This window comes from Chryseobacterium sp. W4I1 (genome assembly GCF_030816115.1).
Lineage (GTDB): Bacteria > Bacteroidota > Bacteroidia > Flavobacteriales > Weeksellaceae > Chryseobacterium.
In genome coordinates, this window is sequence record NZ_JAUSXQ010000001.1 from 3,816,324 (window position 1) to 3,831,971 (window position 15,648).

Below are 15,648 nucleotides of genomic sequence, written 5' to 3' on the forward strand. Positions count from 1 at the left end.
AGAATTTAAACATTACCTGACCTATGGATCTTAAACTAAAATTAGAACAGCTGCATCAGAAAGTCGTTGGATTAAAAGAACAGATTAACACTGAAGAAGCAACCAAAAATGCCTTTGTCATGCCTTTTATACAAATTTTAGGCTATGATATTTTCAATCCCACAGAAGTAATTCCTGAGCATATTTGTGACATTGGAACCAAAAAGGGAGAAAAGGTAGATTATGTAATCAGGAAAAATGATGATCCTATTCTAATCATCGAATGCAAACATTGGAAAGAAAGTGCAGACGCTCATAACTCTCAGTTGCACAGATACTATCATGTTTCAAAAGCAAGATTCGGGGTTTTAACAAATGGAATTGTTTACAATTTTTATACTGACTTGGAAAAACCTAATATTATGGATGAAAAACCATTTTTCACCATCAATATTGAAGATCTGAAAGACAGCTCCATCAAGATATTGGAGAGCTTTACAAAAAACGATTACAATCTGGAAAACATCCTGGACTCTGCAGAAGCATTGAAATACATCAAAGCCATCCGGAAGGAATTTGAAAAGGAAATAGAAAATCCTTCTGATGAAATCGTAAAACTATTGGTCGGCAGATTCTTCGAAAAACCGATGACAGCAAGCCGGATGATTTTCTTTCAAGGAATACACTAAAAAAGCTCTGACACTTTCTATCAACGAGTCTATCAGCTTCAGGCTAAAATCTGCATTAAGCATCAATGAACAGATTGAAAAACAAGAAGAACCCGTAAAGACAGCTGCCCCTATTGATGAAAACAATGACTCCAAGATTGTTACAACAGAAGAAGAATTAGAAGCTTTTCAAATTGCAAAAGCTATTTTAAGAGAAAAGGTTTCCTCCAACAGAATTGCCTACAGAGACACGCTTTCCTACTTTGGAGTTTTACTTGATGACAACAACTGAAAGCCGCTTTGCAGATTCCATTTCAACACAGCCAATAAATATATCGAAACCTTTCATAATGGAAAAGAGGCAGGTGAAAAGATATTACTGAATAACCTTGATGAAATATACAATTTCAGAGACCAGCTGATTAGAACATTAGAGAACTATTAATTCCGTAACCATGAAAACTATTATCATATAAAACTTATACAACCATGAAAAAACTACTACTCACCACCCTTTTAGCCGCAGGCCTAATATTTCCGGTAAGCTTCAAAGCAGCAACAACCGGCGTTGCTTCCAAAACAGAACTAACTTCTAAGAAACAAAAGAAAAAATCAAAGAAGAGTAAAAGTAAAAGCAGCTCCGGCTCTAAAAGATCAAGATCCTTTTACTCATCAGACAAAGGCTGTACCTATAACGGGAATAAGCTTTATGTAGGATCAAGAGGAGGCTGTTATTATTATACTGGAAGCAGTAAGCAATATGTAGACAGGTCTTACTGCTCAGGATGTAACTAGCATAGCTCAAAAAACTAAAACACCCATCATATATAAAAAAGCGAAGATTTCTCTTCGCTTTTTTATTTTCTTATCATTTCCGTATGCGGAATATCATCTTCAAGGTATTTTTTCCCTGTATCTACAAATCCGAATTCGGAATAAAATCTTAATAAATAATCTTGTGCGGAAATCTTGATCTGAGAAGTGTGGAACCGATTTTCTATGGTTTCTACAGCATACTTTATCACCTGTTTCCCTAAACTTTTTCCTCTTGCCTGTTCCGTAGTAAGAACTCTTCCAAAAGAAGTTTCTTCATACTTGATTCCTTTGTCAAAAACACGGCAGTAGGCAAGGATTTGTCCGTTTTCTTCTGCCCAGATATGAACACCTTTCTGATCATAATTATCAAGATCAGGATAAGGACAGTTCTGTTCGATCACAAAAACATCAATACGTGCTTTTAAAACAGCATACAGCTCAGGAACTGTAAACTCATCAAAGGTTTTAATTTTCCAGATTATATTACTCATCAAAACTTACACTGTTATTTTTCAAAAACTCATTCGTGGTCTGAATAAAATCAAGGATCTCATCTCCTCCCGTCTTCTTTTCTGCAGAAGTTACATACATTTCAGGAAGATCGTCCCACGTTTTATGAAGTTCATTCTTATAATTTTCTACATTCTGAATGGCGATATTCGGTTTCAGCTTATCTGCTTTTGTAAAAACAATGGAAAAAGGAATCCCGCTTTCTCCGCACCATTGGATAAATTCAAGGTCAATTTTTTGCGGTGTATGTCTGGAATCTACCAAAACAAAAAGATTCACAAGATTTCTTCTGTTCAGGATATAATTGGTAATCAGCTTTTCAAAATCTTTTCTTATAGACTTTGAAACCTTGGCATATCCATATCCTGGTAAATCAGTAAGATACCAGCTTTCATTCACTAAAAAATGGTTAATAAGCTGGGTTTTCCCTGGGGTTCCGGAAGTTTTTGCTAAATCTTTATGATTCATCATTGCATTAATCAATGAAGATTTTCCCACATTAGATCTTCCTATAAAAGCATATTCAGGCATTGTAGGTTCCGGGCATTCCTGCCACTTTCCACTACTCTTTACAAATTCTGCTGTTTTAATAACCATTTCTCGAATATTTTTTAGAAAAACAAACCATTAAGAAAAGCTCTTAATGGTTTATTATTATTTGTTTTAAACTTTATCTTTTAACCAGCTGTAGAGAATTTCGTTGAATTCATCTGGCTTTTCCATCATCGCAGCATGACCGCATTTCTCAATCCAGAATAAATCTGAATTCGGGATAAACTTGTGCATGTCTTCCGCCACTTCAGGAGGCGTTACATTATCTTGTCTTCCCCAGATCAGACACGTTGGCGTCACAATCTTAGGAAGATCATGCAACATATTATGTTTGATTGCGCTTCTGGCCAGCATCACCGTTTTTATTCCCTTCATTCTGTCATTCACCACAGAAAAAACCTCGTCTACAAGATCCTCAGTAGCAATAGCAGGGTCATAAAAAACTTCTTCCGTTTTCTTTCTTATATAGGAACGGTCATTTTTTCTCGGAAAACTGTCCCCGAAAGTTCTTTCATACAATCCTGAGCTTCCTGTTAAAACAAGATTGTTAACCAGATCCGGTCTTGCCAAAGTCATAATAAGACCTATATGTCCTCCCATTGAGTTTCCTACAATAGTGACCGGTTCTGAGATATGACTCTCTATAAACTTGATAATATATTTTGCTAGAGTGGTAAGATTAGTATTGAGTACCGGCAGATCGTAGATAGGTAACTGAGGAACATAAACCTTGAACCCCTTTTCCGAAAAAAAATCTACCATCTTATCGAAATTACTCAAACCACCCATTAAACCGTGTAACAGTACCAATGGATGTCCTTCTCCCGCCTCTACAAAAGTATATTTCTTTTCTTTTTTTGTGCTAAATATCATAAAATGCCTTAATAAAGCTCTGCAAAAATACAAATTAAACCTCAAAAATATTTTGATTACTCTAATTTAAAGTAAAAATAATATAATAACCTCCTTTTTCTTCACTTTTTTCAAAACCTCTTTACTATAGCCTAAATAGCATTATTTACAACCATCAAAATATCAAATACTTACACCTTAAAAATTCAGCCTCTGATAAAACTTATTAACATTAAGTCAAAAAGTGGGAAAAAGTGGGAAATTTTGGAACATTATTATATAAATTTGTCCCAAATGAAAAGTTTCATTGGAACATATGAGTGTAAAATTGACGACAAAGGCCGTTTAAAAGTTCCCTCCTCCCTGATCAAACAGATGGAAAACTTCGACGATAAGGCGTTTGTAGTCAAGAGATCTGTGTTCCAACCTTGCCTCGAAGTCTATCCCATGAATGCGTGGGACAAACTGATGGGCAAAATTAATAAGCTGAACAGATTCATTAAAAAGAATGCTGATTTCATCCGAATGTTTACGGCAGGCGTAAAAACGGTAGAACTGGACAACGCAGGAAGACTTCAGATCTCAAAAGATCTGGTTCATTTTGCAAACCTTCAGAAAGACACTGTTATTACCAGCGCAGGGGAGCTTTTTGAAATTTGGGACAAGGAAGCCTATGAAAAGGTGATCTCTACCAACGAAGCTGATTTTGCGAGCCTTGCTGAAGATGTAATGGGCTCTTTTGATGAAGAATAAACCACACTTGCTGTAAAAGGTAAGGTAAAAACACAATTAAGTATGTACCACAACCCCGTTTTATTGAAGCAGAGCGTTGATGATTTGGTGACGAATCCTGACGGAATATACGTGGACTGCACTTTTGGAGGAGGAGGCCACTCAAGAGAGATTCTCAGCAGGCTTTCAGAGAAAGGAAAACTGTTTAGTTTTGATCAGGATCTTGATGCTCTTAAAAATACAATTGACGATCCAAGATTTACCTTGGTGAATCAGAATTTCAGGTTTCTGGAAAACTCCATGCTGATGTATGGTATTCCACAGGTTGATGGTGTGCTGGCAGACCTTGGTGTTTCATCCCATCAGTTTGATGAAGCGGAAAGAGGTTTTTCCACAAGAAACAACGCACCTCTGGACATGAGAATGAACGTGATGCAGAGTCTTGATGCCAAAAAAGTGATCAATGAATATGATGAAGCAGAGCTTGCCGATATCTTTTATCACTATGGAGAATTAAGGGAAGCAAGAAAGCTGGCAAGAGACATCGTTCATCACAGAAAAACAAAAACCATAAACACCACCGAGGATTTGAAAAAGCTTTTCAGCTATCTTCCACCTCATAAAGTGAATAAATTTTATGCACAGCTTTTCCAGGCGATAAGAATAGAAGTGAATCAGGAGCTTGAAGCATTGAAAGAAATGCTGGTTCAGGCACTTAATATCTTAAGGCCGGAAGGCAGACTCGTTGTTATTTCTTACCATTCTTTAGAAGACCGTCTGGTAAAAAGATTCCTTAAAAACGGAATGTTTGAAGGAGAACAGCAGAGAGATATTTATGGAAATTATAAAAAGGTCTTTGAATTGCTTAAGAGTAAAGCCATTATCCCCGATGATCAGGAGATTGAGGAAAATTCAAGAGCAAGAAGCGCAAAAATGAGAACAGGAATTAAAGTGTAAGAGTGAATGGTGAATAGCCAATTGTGAATTTAAGACTCATATAAATTGACTACTAAGCAAAGTGAATTCACTGTAAACCAATTGACATAAAAGATTTTGGCAAAAAGAACAACAAACCGCCCTCAGAAGAAGCTCACTTTTATAGACATTATAAAAGGAAACTTTCTGAATCGTGATGAGATCAAAACTCATTACAAGTACTTTTTGCTGTTGTTTGTTCTGATGATGGCGATGATCTATAGCAATCACCTCGTCAATAAAAAGATCAGAATTGTGAATGCTTTAAAAGAAGAAACGGAAGAATACAAATCAAGAAACGCTTACGCCCAGAGTAAGCTGATCAAAGTAAAAATGGAATCGCAACTGGGGAAGGAAGTAGCAAAGGACTCACTGATGACTTTGGAAAACCATCCTCATAAACTGCTAATAAAACTAGACAGTACAGATGCAAAAACAAAATGAATACGATAGCAAACGTAAAAAAACGTTAAGGTGGGGCTACCTCTTCGCAGTGGGAGTTCTTTGCGTATTTGTGCTGTTCCTTACAAGGATAGTAATCCTGCAAAACACTAACGTTCAGGAAATTAAGGACGATTACATTAATAAAAATTACCGTGAAGCCACTTTAAAGGCTGCCCGTGGAAATCTCTTTGCTTCAGACGGATCCATTCTTGCAACCACCGTGATGCGTTATGACATTTATCTTGATTTTAAAACAATGAAGGATACGATCTACAGCAACAACATTGGTGCTTTGACAGATTCCTTAAGCAAAATGTTCGGAAAATCAAGAGGAGAATTCAGACAGAAATTTGACGAGCAGAAGAAAAAGAAAAATCAGTACTATACTTTAGTAAAAGGACTTGACTTTGACCAATACGACAGAATCAGAAACTTTCCGATCTTTAAAAAAGGTAAAAACAAAGGAGGTTTTATCGTAGACCGAAATTATAAAAGAGAGCTGGCCACTTCAGAGATTGGTGCCGGAACCATCGGTATAGACAATGGTGAAGCAAAAGCCGGACTGGAAGGAGCTTTCTCAAAACATCTTACAGGAACAGACGGAAAAAGACTGGAGCAGAGAATCAATTCTTCCCAATGGAAACCCATTGATTTCTGGAAAGTAAAAGAACCCGTAGACGGAGAAGATGTCTATACTACTTTAGACCTTAGAATTCAGGACATTGCACACTCCGCACTGGAGAAACAGATGATTACTTATGAAGCAAAGCACGGCACCGTGATTGTAATGGAAGTAGAAACAGGAAAAGTTCGGGCACTGGTTAATCTAAGACAAAACGAAGAGGGCAATTACGAAGATTCTTACAACTATGCCATAAAAGATAATATCGAGCCGGGTTCTACCTTTAAAACGATCTCACTCCTGGCAGCAATGGATGACGGTTTTATAGATGAAAATACAACCGTGAATGTAGGAAACGGAGTTTGGACATATGCAAAACAGAGAATTTCAGACGGTCATGGTGGTGGAACGTACGATATAAGCGATGTTTTAGCAAAATCCAGCAACGTAGGAACTTCGAAGCTGATCACAAAATATTATGCCGACAAACCTCAGATCTTCCTTGACCATCTGAAAAGATGGAAATTATTTGACAAAATGGATATCGAGCTTCCAGGGATCACAAAACCAAAGATCGTAACTCCACAGAATAAAAGATGGAACGCGGCCACTTTAGCTTCCATCTCTTACGGATATTCATCAAACATCAATCTTTTACAATTAACAACCTTCTATAATGGAGTTGCTAACGGTGGTAAAATGCTTAAACCTCTATTCATCGACAAGATCATGAAAGACGGAAAAGTAATGTACAGCGCAAAACCTGAAGTAATGGTAAATAAAATGGCCTCAGAGAAAGCCATTAAGATGATGACCAGCGCACTCACCAAAGCCGTAGAAAAAGGAACAGGCCGAAGCATCTTCACTCCCAACCTGAAAATGGCAGGGAAAACAGGAACTGCGAGATTTGAATACTGGCTCCCGGGCCCAATGAAATACCGTGCTTCTTTTGCAGGTTTCTATCCGGCTGATAATCCGAAATATACCTGTTATGTGATGATCAGCGAACCCAACACAGCAAAAAGTTTTTATGGTGGAACCGTTTCAGCGCCGGTGTTTAAAGAAATCGCAGGAAAAACATTCCTGAAAACCCCTCAGAATATTGAAAAAGAAATGCTTGTAGACAGAAAGGTCAACCTAAGCAAAATGGTAGAACCCAATGTAAAAGTAGCAGTTAATAATAAGCAAATGCCCAACGTAGTAGGTCTGATCGGCAAAAACGTCATTCCTCAGTTGGAAAATTTAGGATACCGTGTAGATTATAAAGGCGTTGGAAGGATCAAAGAACAATTCCCACTGGAAGGCACCATAATCAGCAAAAACCAAAGGCTTTATTTGTCTTTGCAGAATTAAAATAGAAACAAGTCCCAAGGGACGCTTTAATACAGGATAAGAAAATTCCTGTCAAATAAAAAATGATAATAACAGAATTATTAAAAAGGATCCCAGTTTTAGAAATTCACGGCAACGACGCCCGTGAGATTTCAGAATTGGTTTTTGACAGCAGAAAGATCACGGAAAACTCATTGTACGTAGCAGTGAGAGGAACGGTTGCAGACGGACATTCATACATTGCATCATCTGTTGAAAAAGGTGCAAAAGCAGTAGTGTGCGAAGACTTTCCTGAAATATTGAATGAAGACGTAACCTATATTAAGGTAAAAGATTCATCTAAAGCATTGGGGCACCTGGCATCCAACTTTTACGGAAATCCATCTCAGAAACTCAAACTGATCGGGGTTACCGGAACCAACGGAAAAACGTCGGTATCTACCCTTCTTTTTGATGTATTCACAAACTTAGGATATGATTCTGCACTGCTTTCCACGGTGGAGATCAGAATTGCAGATGAAATCATCCCTGCGACCCACACCACTCCGGATGTGATTACCATCAATAAGATTTTAGCCGAAGCCGTTGAGAAAGGCTGTGAATTTGCTTTCATGGAAGTCAGCTCCCATGGAATTGCCCAAAACAGAATTGAGGGACTGCATTTTAAAATTGCAGGATTCACCAACCTTACCCACGATCATTTAGACTATCATAAAACGTTTGAAGAATATCTTAAAACCAAGAAAAGATTCTTTGACGGACTTGAAGATACTGCCATAGGCATTACCAATATTGATGACAAAAACGGTATGGTGATGCTCCAGAATACAAAAGCAACGAAAAAGTCTTACGCTCTGAAAACCATGGCAGATTACCACGGAAAATCTTTAGAACTTGATTTCAACGGAATGCTGCTGAACTTCAACGGAAAAGAATTCTGGACCACATTGACAGGAAAGTTCAATGTCTACAATTTACTATTGGTTTTCGGAATCGCAACAGAACTTGGTTTTGGTCAGGATGAAATTCTGCAGGCGATCAGTAAGCTGAAAAGAGTTTCCGGAAGATTTGAAACCTTCAAATCAGATGGCGGAATTTTCTTCATTGTGGATTATGCTCATACGCCGGATGCTTTGGAAAATATTCTGGACAGCATTAATGAAATCAGGACCAAAAACGAAAGACTGATCACCGTTTTTGGGTGCGGAGGCGACAGAGATCACTCCAAAAGACCTGAAATGGGAAATATTGCTACCAAAAAATCGACATTAGCAATTATCACATCAGACAATCCGAGAACAGAAGATCCTGCACAGATCATCAAGGAAATTGAATCAGGCGTTGAACCTCAGAATTTCAGCAAATACACTTCAATTCCGGATAGAAAAGAAGCTATAAAAATGGCGATTAAATTCGCAGAACCAAAAGATATAGTGTTAGTAGCTGGAAAAGGCCACGAAACCTATCAGGACATTAATGGTGTAAAACATCATTTTGACGACAAGGAAACGATCAACGAACTTTGGAAGTTAATGAGTAAATAAAAAAAGGACATGCTATACTATCTATACGAATATCTTACAAGCCAGGGAATCCACATACCGGGATTGGGAATGCTTAAATACATTTCTTTCCGTGCCGGAATAGCTGTGCTGTTCTCTCTTGTCATTGCCCTTGTGTATGGAAAAAGGATCATCAATTACCTGAGAACAAAACAGATGGGCGAATTGGTACGTGACCTTGGATTAGACGGGCAAAAGCAGAAAGAAGGAACTCCTACTATGGGAGGGCTTATTATTATCATAGCCACCATCATTCCGGTTCTTCTCTTTACCAGAATTACCAATGTTTATATTGTTCTGCTGCTGGTTTCCATGGTGTGGATGGGGGCTATAGGTTTCGTAGATGATTATTTGAAGAAAGTAAAGAAAAATAAAGACGGTCTGAGCGGAAAATTTAAAATTGTAGGCCAGGTGGGATTAGGGCTAATTGTCGGAATTACAATGTATTTCCATCCAGACATTACCGTGAAAAGAAAATATGCAGATGCAAAAGTAGTGAACAGAAACAATGTAGAGCAGAATTTTATGCCTACAGAAAAAATCACCGTTTCTACCGTTCCTTTTGCTAAAAACAATGAATTTGATTATAGTGGAATTCTGTTCTGGATGAATGATAAAGATGCTCATGAATGGGCATGGATTGTCTTTATTCCAATTGTTATTTTTATCGTGACTGCCGTATCAAACGGAGCCAATATCACAGATGGAATTGATGGACTTGCCGCAGGAACCAGCGTAGTCATACTGCTTACCCTTGCCTTGTTTGCTTACCTCTCCGGGAACATCATCTTTGCAGACTACCTCAATATTATGTTTCTCCCGAATATGGGTGAAACCACCATTTTTGCGGTAGCCATGGTAGGTGCCGTGATCGGTTTCTTTTGGTATAATACATACCCTGCACAGGTTTTTATGGGCGATACAGGAAGCCTGATGCTTGGAGGAGTGATTGCCGTTTTAGCAATTATTTTGAGAAAAGAACTCCTGATTCCCGTTTTATGCGGAATCTTCCTGATTGAAAACGTATCTGTTATGCTTCAGGTTATTGTTTTCAAATACAGAAAAAGAAAATATGGGCTGGAATATGCTCAGAATAATAGATTTTTTAGAATGTCACCATTACACCACCATTATCAGAAAGGAGGATTTCACGAAAGTAAGATCGTAAACAGAATGATTATCATCGGGGTAATGATGGCCATAATATGCCTGATCACATTAAAAATGAGATAGAAATTTTGTGTAAAGTATGACGTGTTAATACAAATCCAAATTACATTAATACAATACTACATTATACATTTTACAAAAGAATAAATATGGAAATAGTTGTTTTAGGAGGTGGAGAGAGCGGATGCGGAGCTGCTTATTTAGCGAAAAAACAAGGTCTGGAAGTTTTTCTTTCAGACAAAGGTGCTATTAAGGATAACTATAAGCAGTTTTTAGCCGAAAATGAAATTGAATTTGAAGAAGGAAACCACAACGAAGAAAGAATTTTAAATGCAGACTGGATTGTAAAAAGCCCAGGAATTCCCAAAAAGGCAGAAATCATCCATAAAATTCATGATAAAGGAATAAGACTTTCCTCTGAAATTGAATTTGCCTCAGAATTTACCGATGCCAAAATCATCGCTATCACAGGAAGCAACGGAAAAACAACCACCACTTCCCTGATCTACTATATTCTGAAAAACGACGGATTAAATGTAGGGCTAGGCGGAAACATAGGATACAGCTTTGCCAAACAGGTAGCTGATGAAAACCATGAGTATTATGTACTGGAGGTAAGTTCTTTCCAACTGGATGATATTCAGAATTTCAGACCTTATATTTCTCTATTGCTGAATCTGTCTCAAGATCACTTAGATCAATACAACTACAATTATGAAGAATATGCTTTAGCTAAATTCAGAATTGCTGAGAACCAGGAAAATGATAATTTCTTCATCTACAATAAGGATGATGAAATGAGTAAAAATATCCTTGAGAAGCTGGAAATAAAAGCTAAAATGATTCCCTTCTCTACAAAAGAAAAACTGTCGGAAGGTGGTTTCATTGATGACGATCAGATTATAGTAAAAATGAAAGATGAGTTTTCCATGAAGGTTGATAAACTTTCTCTTCTGGGAAATCATAATGTTGCCAACAGCTTAGCCGCTTCAATAGCAGGTAAAATACTGGAAATCAACAACGAAAGCATCAGAAACTCATTAATGACGTTCCAGGCGGTAGAGCATAGGCTTGAATTCGTGACAGAAATCAATGGTGTAAAATACATCAACGACAGTAAGGCAACCAATGTAAATGCCACTTACTACGCTTTAGAAAGCATGAAAACTCCAACGGTTTGGCTCGTAGGGGGACTAGATAAAGGAAACGATTACTCAGAAATTGAAGAGCTCGTTAAAAGAAAAGTAAAAGCCATTGTGTGCTTAGGAATAGACAATATCAAGATCATAGACTTCTTTAGAGACAAAAAAGAATTCATCTATGACACTTCAAGTATGGAAGAAGCCGTGAAAATATCAAAATCACTGGCCAAAAGCGGAGATACCGTTTTACTTTCCCCATGCTGCGCGAGTTTTGACCTTTTCAAAAGCTATGAAGACAGAGGAAAACAGTTTAAAGAGCAAGTATTAAAGTAAATGTAAAAAGTAGGAAAGTATGATGATTCAACTCATGAATACATTTTACATCAATACATGAATACAAAAAAATATGGACGAACAGAATACAGAAAGCAGAATTGAACTTCTAAAGGGTGATAAAGTACTTTGGATGGTCATCCTTGTGATCTCCATTTTCTCTATTTTCCCCGTATATTCTGCAAGTTCAAACCTGGAATATATTGTCAATAACGGGACCACAACAGGTCACGTGATCAAGCATATGTTCTTTGTAGTCTTAGGTCTCGTCATTATGAGAGTCGTTGGAATGGTGAAATACGAATACATTGGAAAGCTCAGCAGCATTCTGCTCGGCTTAATGATTGTTCTCCTTGTTGTTACTATGTTTACAGGTCAGACCATTGACGGAGCCAGTGCTTCAAGATGGTTAAAAATTCCGGGAACACCCATTTCATTCCAGCCATCCTCTTTTGCCTTTTTAATGCTCGTTATTTATCTCTGCAGATATCTCACCAAGAAAATAACAAGAGAAAGACTTCCGATAGAGAATATTATGTACATTTTCGGACCTATCCTATTGGTATTTGTATTGGTAGCAAAAGATAACGGGTCTACCGCATTGATGATCCTGATGGTTTCCGTAATTGTCCTGATCATAGGACAGCTTCATTGGAAATACATTGCAGGATTTATTTCTTCCTCATTTGTAGCCATTATTCTGTTTCTCATTATTGCGTTAAATACCAATCTGATCGGTGGAAACCGTGTTCATACATGGATGAGCCGTGTCGAAACATTTACTTCCAGCAAAGCAAAAACAACCGATGTAGATGATGAAAGTGTAAAAGCTAAAAACTATCAGGTAATGCAGGCCAAGGCAGCCATCGTTCATGGTGGAATTACCGGAATGGGACCCGGGAAAAGTGCATTAAAACAAATGCTTCCACAGTCTGCCTCCGACTTTATTTTCGCAGTGATTGTAGAAGAATATGGGTTGATAGGAGCAGCTTTCCTAATATGTCTGTATCTGATTATGATGATCCGGATCGTAATGATCGCCAGCAAAATGCCCGCATTTTTCGGGTCACTGCTCGTGCTCAGTCTCGGGGTGATGATTTTCATTCAGCTTGCAGTGAATATTGCAGTAGCTGTCAATTTGATTCCGGTAACAGGACAGCCGTTGCCACTCATAAGTTATGGCGGAACCTCCATGCTGGTTACTTACCTCCAGCTTGGAATTATTTTAAATATAAGCTCAAGAATACAGATATACGATGAAGAAGGAATGGGCAAAAAACAAAGTGTAGCAGAAATTAATGATATAGCATAAAAGAGTCTCAACAGGACGATTTAACAAAAGATAGGACGCAGTCCCATCAACATAAGAAAAGAAATGAACAAAAAACTAAAAGTAGTATTATCCGGCGGCGGAACAGGAGGACACATCTTCCCGGCCATCGCTATTGCAGATGAAATCAGAAAAAGATTTCCTGATACGGAATTTTTGTTCATTGGAGCCAACGGAAAAATGGAAATGGAAAAAGTTCCGCAGGCTGGCTATAAAATTGAGGGAATTGATATTGCCGGAATCGACAGAGGAAATCTTTTGTCCAATTTAGGGCTTCCTTTCAAAATTTTGAAGAGCTTATCCAAATCAAAAAGGATGATTAAAAACTTCGCTCCGGATTTTGCAATAGGAACAGGAGGTTTCGCCAGCGGGCCTGCCCTTTACGAAGCCAGTAAAATGGGGATTCCTATTTTCATTCAGGAACAGAATGCTCATGCAGGTGTTACCAATAAAATTTTAAGCAAGAAAGCTAAAGCCGTTTTCACAGCTTATCCAAAAGTAGAAGGCTTTCCTGCTGACAAAATAAAATTTCTGGGCAACCCGATCCGTGAGAATATTATCTCCGGAATGACAGAAACCTCTTCAGCGAAAGAGAAAATGGGCCTCAATAAAGATAAGCTTACTATTCTTTCCGTAGGTGGTTCTTTAGGCTCCAGGACATTAAACAATGCATGGAGATCTCATTTGAATGAACTTGTAAACAAAGATAATCAGCTGATCTGGCAAACAGGAAAGCTTGATTATAAAGATATTTTAGAAGAAACAAAAGATAGCGAAAACAGAAATATCCAGATCCGGGAATTTATTAAAGAAATGGAACTGGCCTACTCTGCAGCAGACATCATCGTTTCAAGAGCTGGAGCTATAGCCATTTCAGAGCTTGCAGTAGCTAAAAAACCGGTTCTTTTGGTTCCCTTCCCATTTGCGGCAGAAGACCATCAGACCAAAAACGCCATGAATCTGGTTGAAAAAAATGCAGCCAGAATGGTAAAAGACTCTGAAATGCAGGAAAAATTCTGGAATACCCTGGAAGAAATCTGCAACAGTGAAAGTCTAAGAAATGAAATGTCTCAAAATCTGGAATATTTTGCCAAACCAAATGCCGCAAAAGAGATTGTAGATGAGATATTTAAAACTGTAAAAAGTACAGTGTAAAATGTAACAACAACCCAGAAACATGAATACATTTTACAATATACATTAATACAAAAAGAATGAACATATTAGAAACATATCAAAATTATTACTTCGTTGGAATCGGAGGTATCGGGATGAGCGCCTTGGCGCGCTACTTCCATGCTTCAGGCAAAAATGTTTTAGGCTACGATAAAACCAACACCAAACTCACTCAACAACTGATAATTGAGGGAATTGATATTGTTTTTGAAGATGTACTTGACGAAAAAATAACTTCGCTTCAGAAAGGAGAAACTTTGGTAATCTACACTCCTGCTATTAAAAAACTGGGAATTTTAGATTATTTTAATGAAAATCAATTTGAAGTTTTAAAGCGGGCAAAAGTTTTAGGTTTAATTACAGAAAATACAGACTGTATCGCAGTTGCAGGAACCCATGGAAAAACAACAACTTCTACCTTGGTTTCTCACCTGTGCAAAGAAGCCAATCTTCCGTTTTCATGCTTTTTAGGAGGTATTTCTGAAAATTTTAAGTCGAACTTCCTGTTTAACGGGACAAAATATTCTGTCGTAGAAGCAGATGAATATGACAGAAGCTTCCTGAGCCTTTCTCCGGACTGGGCTGTGGTAACTTCAACGGATGCAGACCATCTGGATATTTATGGGGACAAAAGCCATATTGAAGAAGGATTCAAACAGTTTGCAGCACTTGTGCCGGATGACAAACAGCTGTTTGTAAGAAAAGGTCTGGATATTGGCAGGAATCATAAAACATATGCAGTCAATGAAGAAGCAGATTACTATTCAGACAACCTGCGTATGGATCACGATAAGATCTATTTTGATTTCCATACCCCTTCCGAAACGGTAAAAGATTTTGTATGGGAAATTCCGGGAATCCATAATGTAGAAAATGCTACAGCTGCATTGGCTATTCTGCACAATTTAGGCGTAGATTTTGAAACCCTGAAAAAGGCTATTGCAAATTTTAAAGGAATTAAAAGAAGATATACCAAACATATTTATCCAAACGGTAAAATTTATATCGATGATTATGCGCACCACCCGACAGAAATCAATGCCGTACTAAGCTCTATCAGAACATTTTACCCCGATAAAAAATTATTGGTGATCTTTCAGCCACATCTTTTCAGCAGAACAAGAGATTTCGCTGACGGATTTGCTGAAAGTTTAGATAAAGCAGATGAGCTAATCCTTCTCGACATTTACCCTGCAAGAGAGCTTCAGGAAAATTTTGAAGGAATAACATCCGGCTGGTTATTGGAAAAAGTGAATTTAGATAAAAAAGAAAAATCGGATCTGTCCGGTGCTTTTGAAAAAATAAAAGAAAAAGATTTTGACATCCTTCTCACCGTAGGCGCAGGAAATATAGATACCCTGTATGACCCTATTTGCGAATGGATAAATTCTTCTGTACAAAGTAAAATGTAAAAAGGACAATGCACAGAGATCATTTAATAAAGTAACTAATT

General features: G+C 37.7%; 14 protein-coding genes and 1 pseudogene. 12 read left to right on the forward strand and 3 right to left on the reverse strand.

Annotation, left to right across the window (positions count from 1 at the left end):
- The first annotated feature begins 23 nt into the window (after positions 1 to 23).
- Both QF044_RS21620 and QF044_RS17720 read left to right on the forward strand, forming a co-directional pair.
- A pseudogene (locus QF044_RS21620) lies at positions 24 to 1,092 on the forward strand (type I restriction endonuclease).
- Positions 1,093 to 1,136: 44 nt separating this feature from the next.
- Positions 1,137 to 1,442 (forward strand): hypothetical protein, encoded by a 306-nt coding sequence (locus tag QF044_RS17720; protein ID WP_307270126.1) that lies wholly within the window; start codon positions 1,137 to 1,139, stop codon positions 1,440 to 1,442.
- A gap of 62 nt (positions 1,443 to 1,504) precedes the next feature.
- Here the strand turns inward: QF044_RS17720 and QF044_RS17725 are convergent, their stop codons facing one another.
- The 3 genes from QF044_RS17725 to QF044_RS17735 all read right to left on the reverse strand — a co-directional run bounded on the left by QF044_RS17725 (position 1,505) and on the right by QF044_RS17735 (position 3,398).
- The gene (locus tag QF044_RS17725) at positions 1,505 to 1,954 is read right to left on the reverse strand and encodes a GNAT family N-acetyltransferase (protein WP_307270128.1); all 450 of its coding nucleotides are present in this window, start codon (positions 1,952 to 1,954) and stop codon (positions 1,505 to 1,507) included.
- Complete coding sequence (yihA, locus tag QF044_RS17730; RefSeq protein WP_307270129.1) at positions 1,947 to 2,570, reverse strand: ribosome biogenesis GTP-binding protein YihA/YsxC; 624 nt, start codon at positions 2,568 to 2,570, stop codon at positions 1,947 to 1,949. Before yihA ends, QF044_RS17725 begins: the two co-directional genes overlap by 8 nt.
- Before the next feature lie 66 nt (positions 2,571 to 2,636).
- Positions 2,637 to 3,398, reverse strand: coding sequence for an alpha/beta fold hydrolase (locus QF044_RS17735; RefSeq protein WP_307270132.1), 762 nt, complete (start codon positions 3,396 to 3,398; stop codon positions 2,637 to 2,639).
- A 273-nt stretch (positions 3,399 to 3,671) separates the two neighbouring features.
- On the opposite strand from QF044_RS17735, the gene mraZ reads away from it, so the two are divergent.
- The 10 genes from mraZ (at position 3,672) to murC (ending at position 15,607) form a co-directional block, all read left to right on the forward strand.
- Positions 3,672 to 4,130 carry a division/cell wall cluster transcriptional repressor MraZ gene (gene mraZ, locus QF044_RS17740; RefSeq protein ID WP_048501622.1) on the forward strand — a complete coding sequence of 153 codons (459 nt, stop codon included), beginning with the start codon at positions 3,672 to 3,674 and terminating at the stop codon, positions 4,128 to 4,130.
- A gap of 42 nt (positions 4,131 to 4,172) precedes the next feature.
- Complete coding sequence (rsmH, locus tag QF044_RS17745) at positions 4,173 to 5,066, forward strand: 16S rRNA (cytosine(1402)-N(4))-methyltransferase RsmH (protein WP_307270135.1); 894 nt, start codon at positions 4,173 to 4,175, stop codon at positions 5,064 to 5,066.
- 96 nt (positions 5,067 to 5,162) lie between these two features.
- Positions 5,163 to 5,528: an FtsL-like putative cell division protein gene (locus QF044_RS17750; protein ID WP_307270137.1), complete on the forward strand. Its 366-nt coding sequence runs from the start codon at positions 5,163 to 5,165 to the stop codon at positions 5,526 to 5,528.
- A complete protein-coding gene (locus tag QF044_RS17755; protein WP_307270139.1) occupies positions 5,512 to 7,503 on the forward strand; it encodes a penicillin-binding transpeptidase domain-containing protein in 1,992 nt (663 codons plus the stop codon). The genes QF044_RS17750 and QF044_RS17755 overlap by 17 nt, the downstream gene beginning before the upstream one ends.
- A 62-nt stretch (positions 7,504 to 7,565) precedes the next feature.
- Positions 7,566 to 9,026: a UDP-N-acetylmuramoyl-L-alanyl-D-glutamate--2,6-diaminopimelate ligase gene (locus QF044_RS17760; RefSeq protein WP_307270142.1), complete on the forward strand. Its 1,461-nt coding sequence runs from the start codon at positions 7,566 to 7,568 to the stop codon at positions 9,024 to 9,026.
- A gap of 9 nt (positions 9,027 to 9,035) precedes the next feature.
- On the forward strand, positions 9,036 to 10,277 hold the full coding sequence (gene mraY, locus QF044_RS17765; RefSeq protein ID WP_307270144.1) for a phospho-N-acetylmuramoyl-pentapeptide-transferase: 1,242 nt from the start codon (positions 9,036 to 9,038) through the stop codon (positions 10,275 to 10,277).
- An 86-nt stretch (positions 10,278 to 10,363) separates the two neighbouring features.
- Complete coding sequence (gene murD / locus QF044_RS17770) at positions 10,364 to 11,689, forward strand: UDP-N-acetylmuramoyl-L-alanine--D-glutamate ligase (RefSeq protein ID WP_307270146.1); 1,326 nt, start codon at positions 10,364 to 10,366, stop codon at positions 11,687 to 11,689.
- 73 nt (positions 11,690 to 11,762) lie between these two features.
- Complete coding sequence (locus QF044_RS17775; RefSeq protein WP_307270147.1) at positions 11,763 to 13,001, forward strand: FtsW/RodA/SpoVE family cell cycle protein; 1,239 nt, start codon at positions 11,763 to 11,765, stop codon at positions 12,999 to 13,001.
- 63 nt (positions 13,002 to 13,064) lie between these two features.
- The gene (gene murG / locus QF044_RS17780; protein WP_307270150.1) at positions 13,065 to 14,174 is read left to right on the forward strand and encodes an undecaprenyldiphospho-muramoylpentapeptide beta-N-acetylglucosaminyltransferase; all 1,110 of its coding nucleotides are present in this window, start codon (positions 13,065 to 13,067) and stop codon (positions 14,172 to 14,174) included.
- Between the two features lie 59 nt (positions 14,175 to 14,233).
- The gene (gene murC / locus QF044_RS17785; protein ID WP_307270152.1) at positions 14,234 to 15,607 is read left to right on the forward strand and encodes a UDP-N-acetylmuramate--L-alanine ligase; all 1,374 of its coding nucleotides are present in this window, start codon (positions 14,234 to 14,236) and stop codon (positions 15,605 to 15,607) included.
- Positions 15,608 to 15,648: the final 41 nt, after the last annotated feature.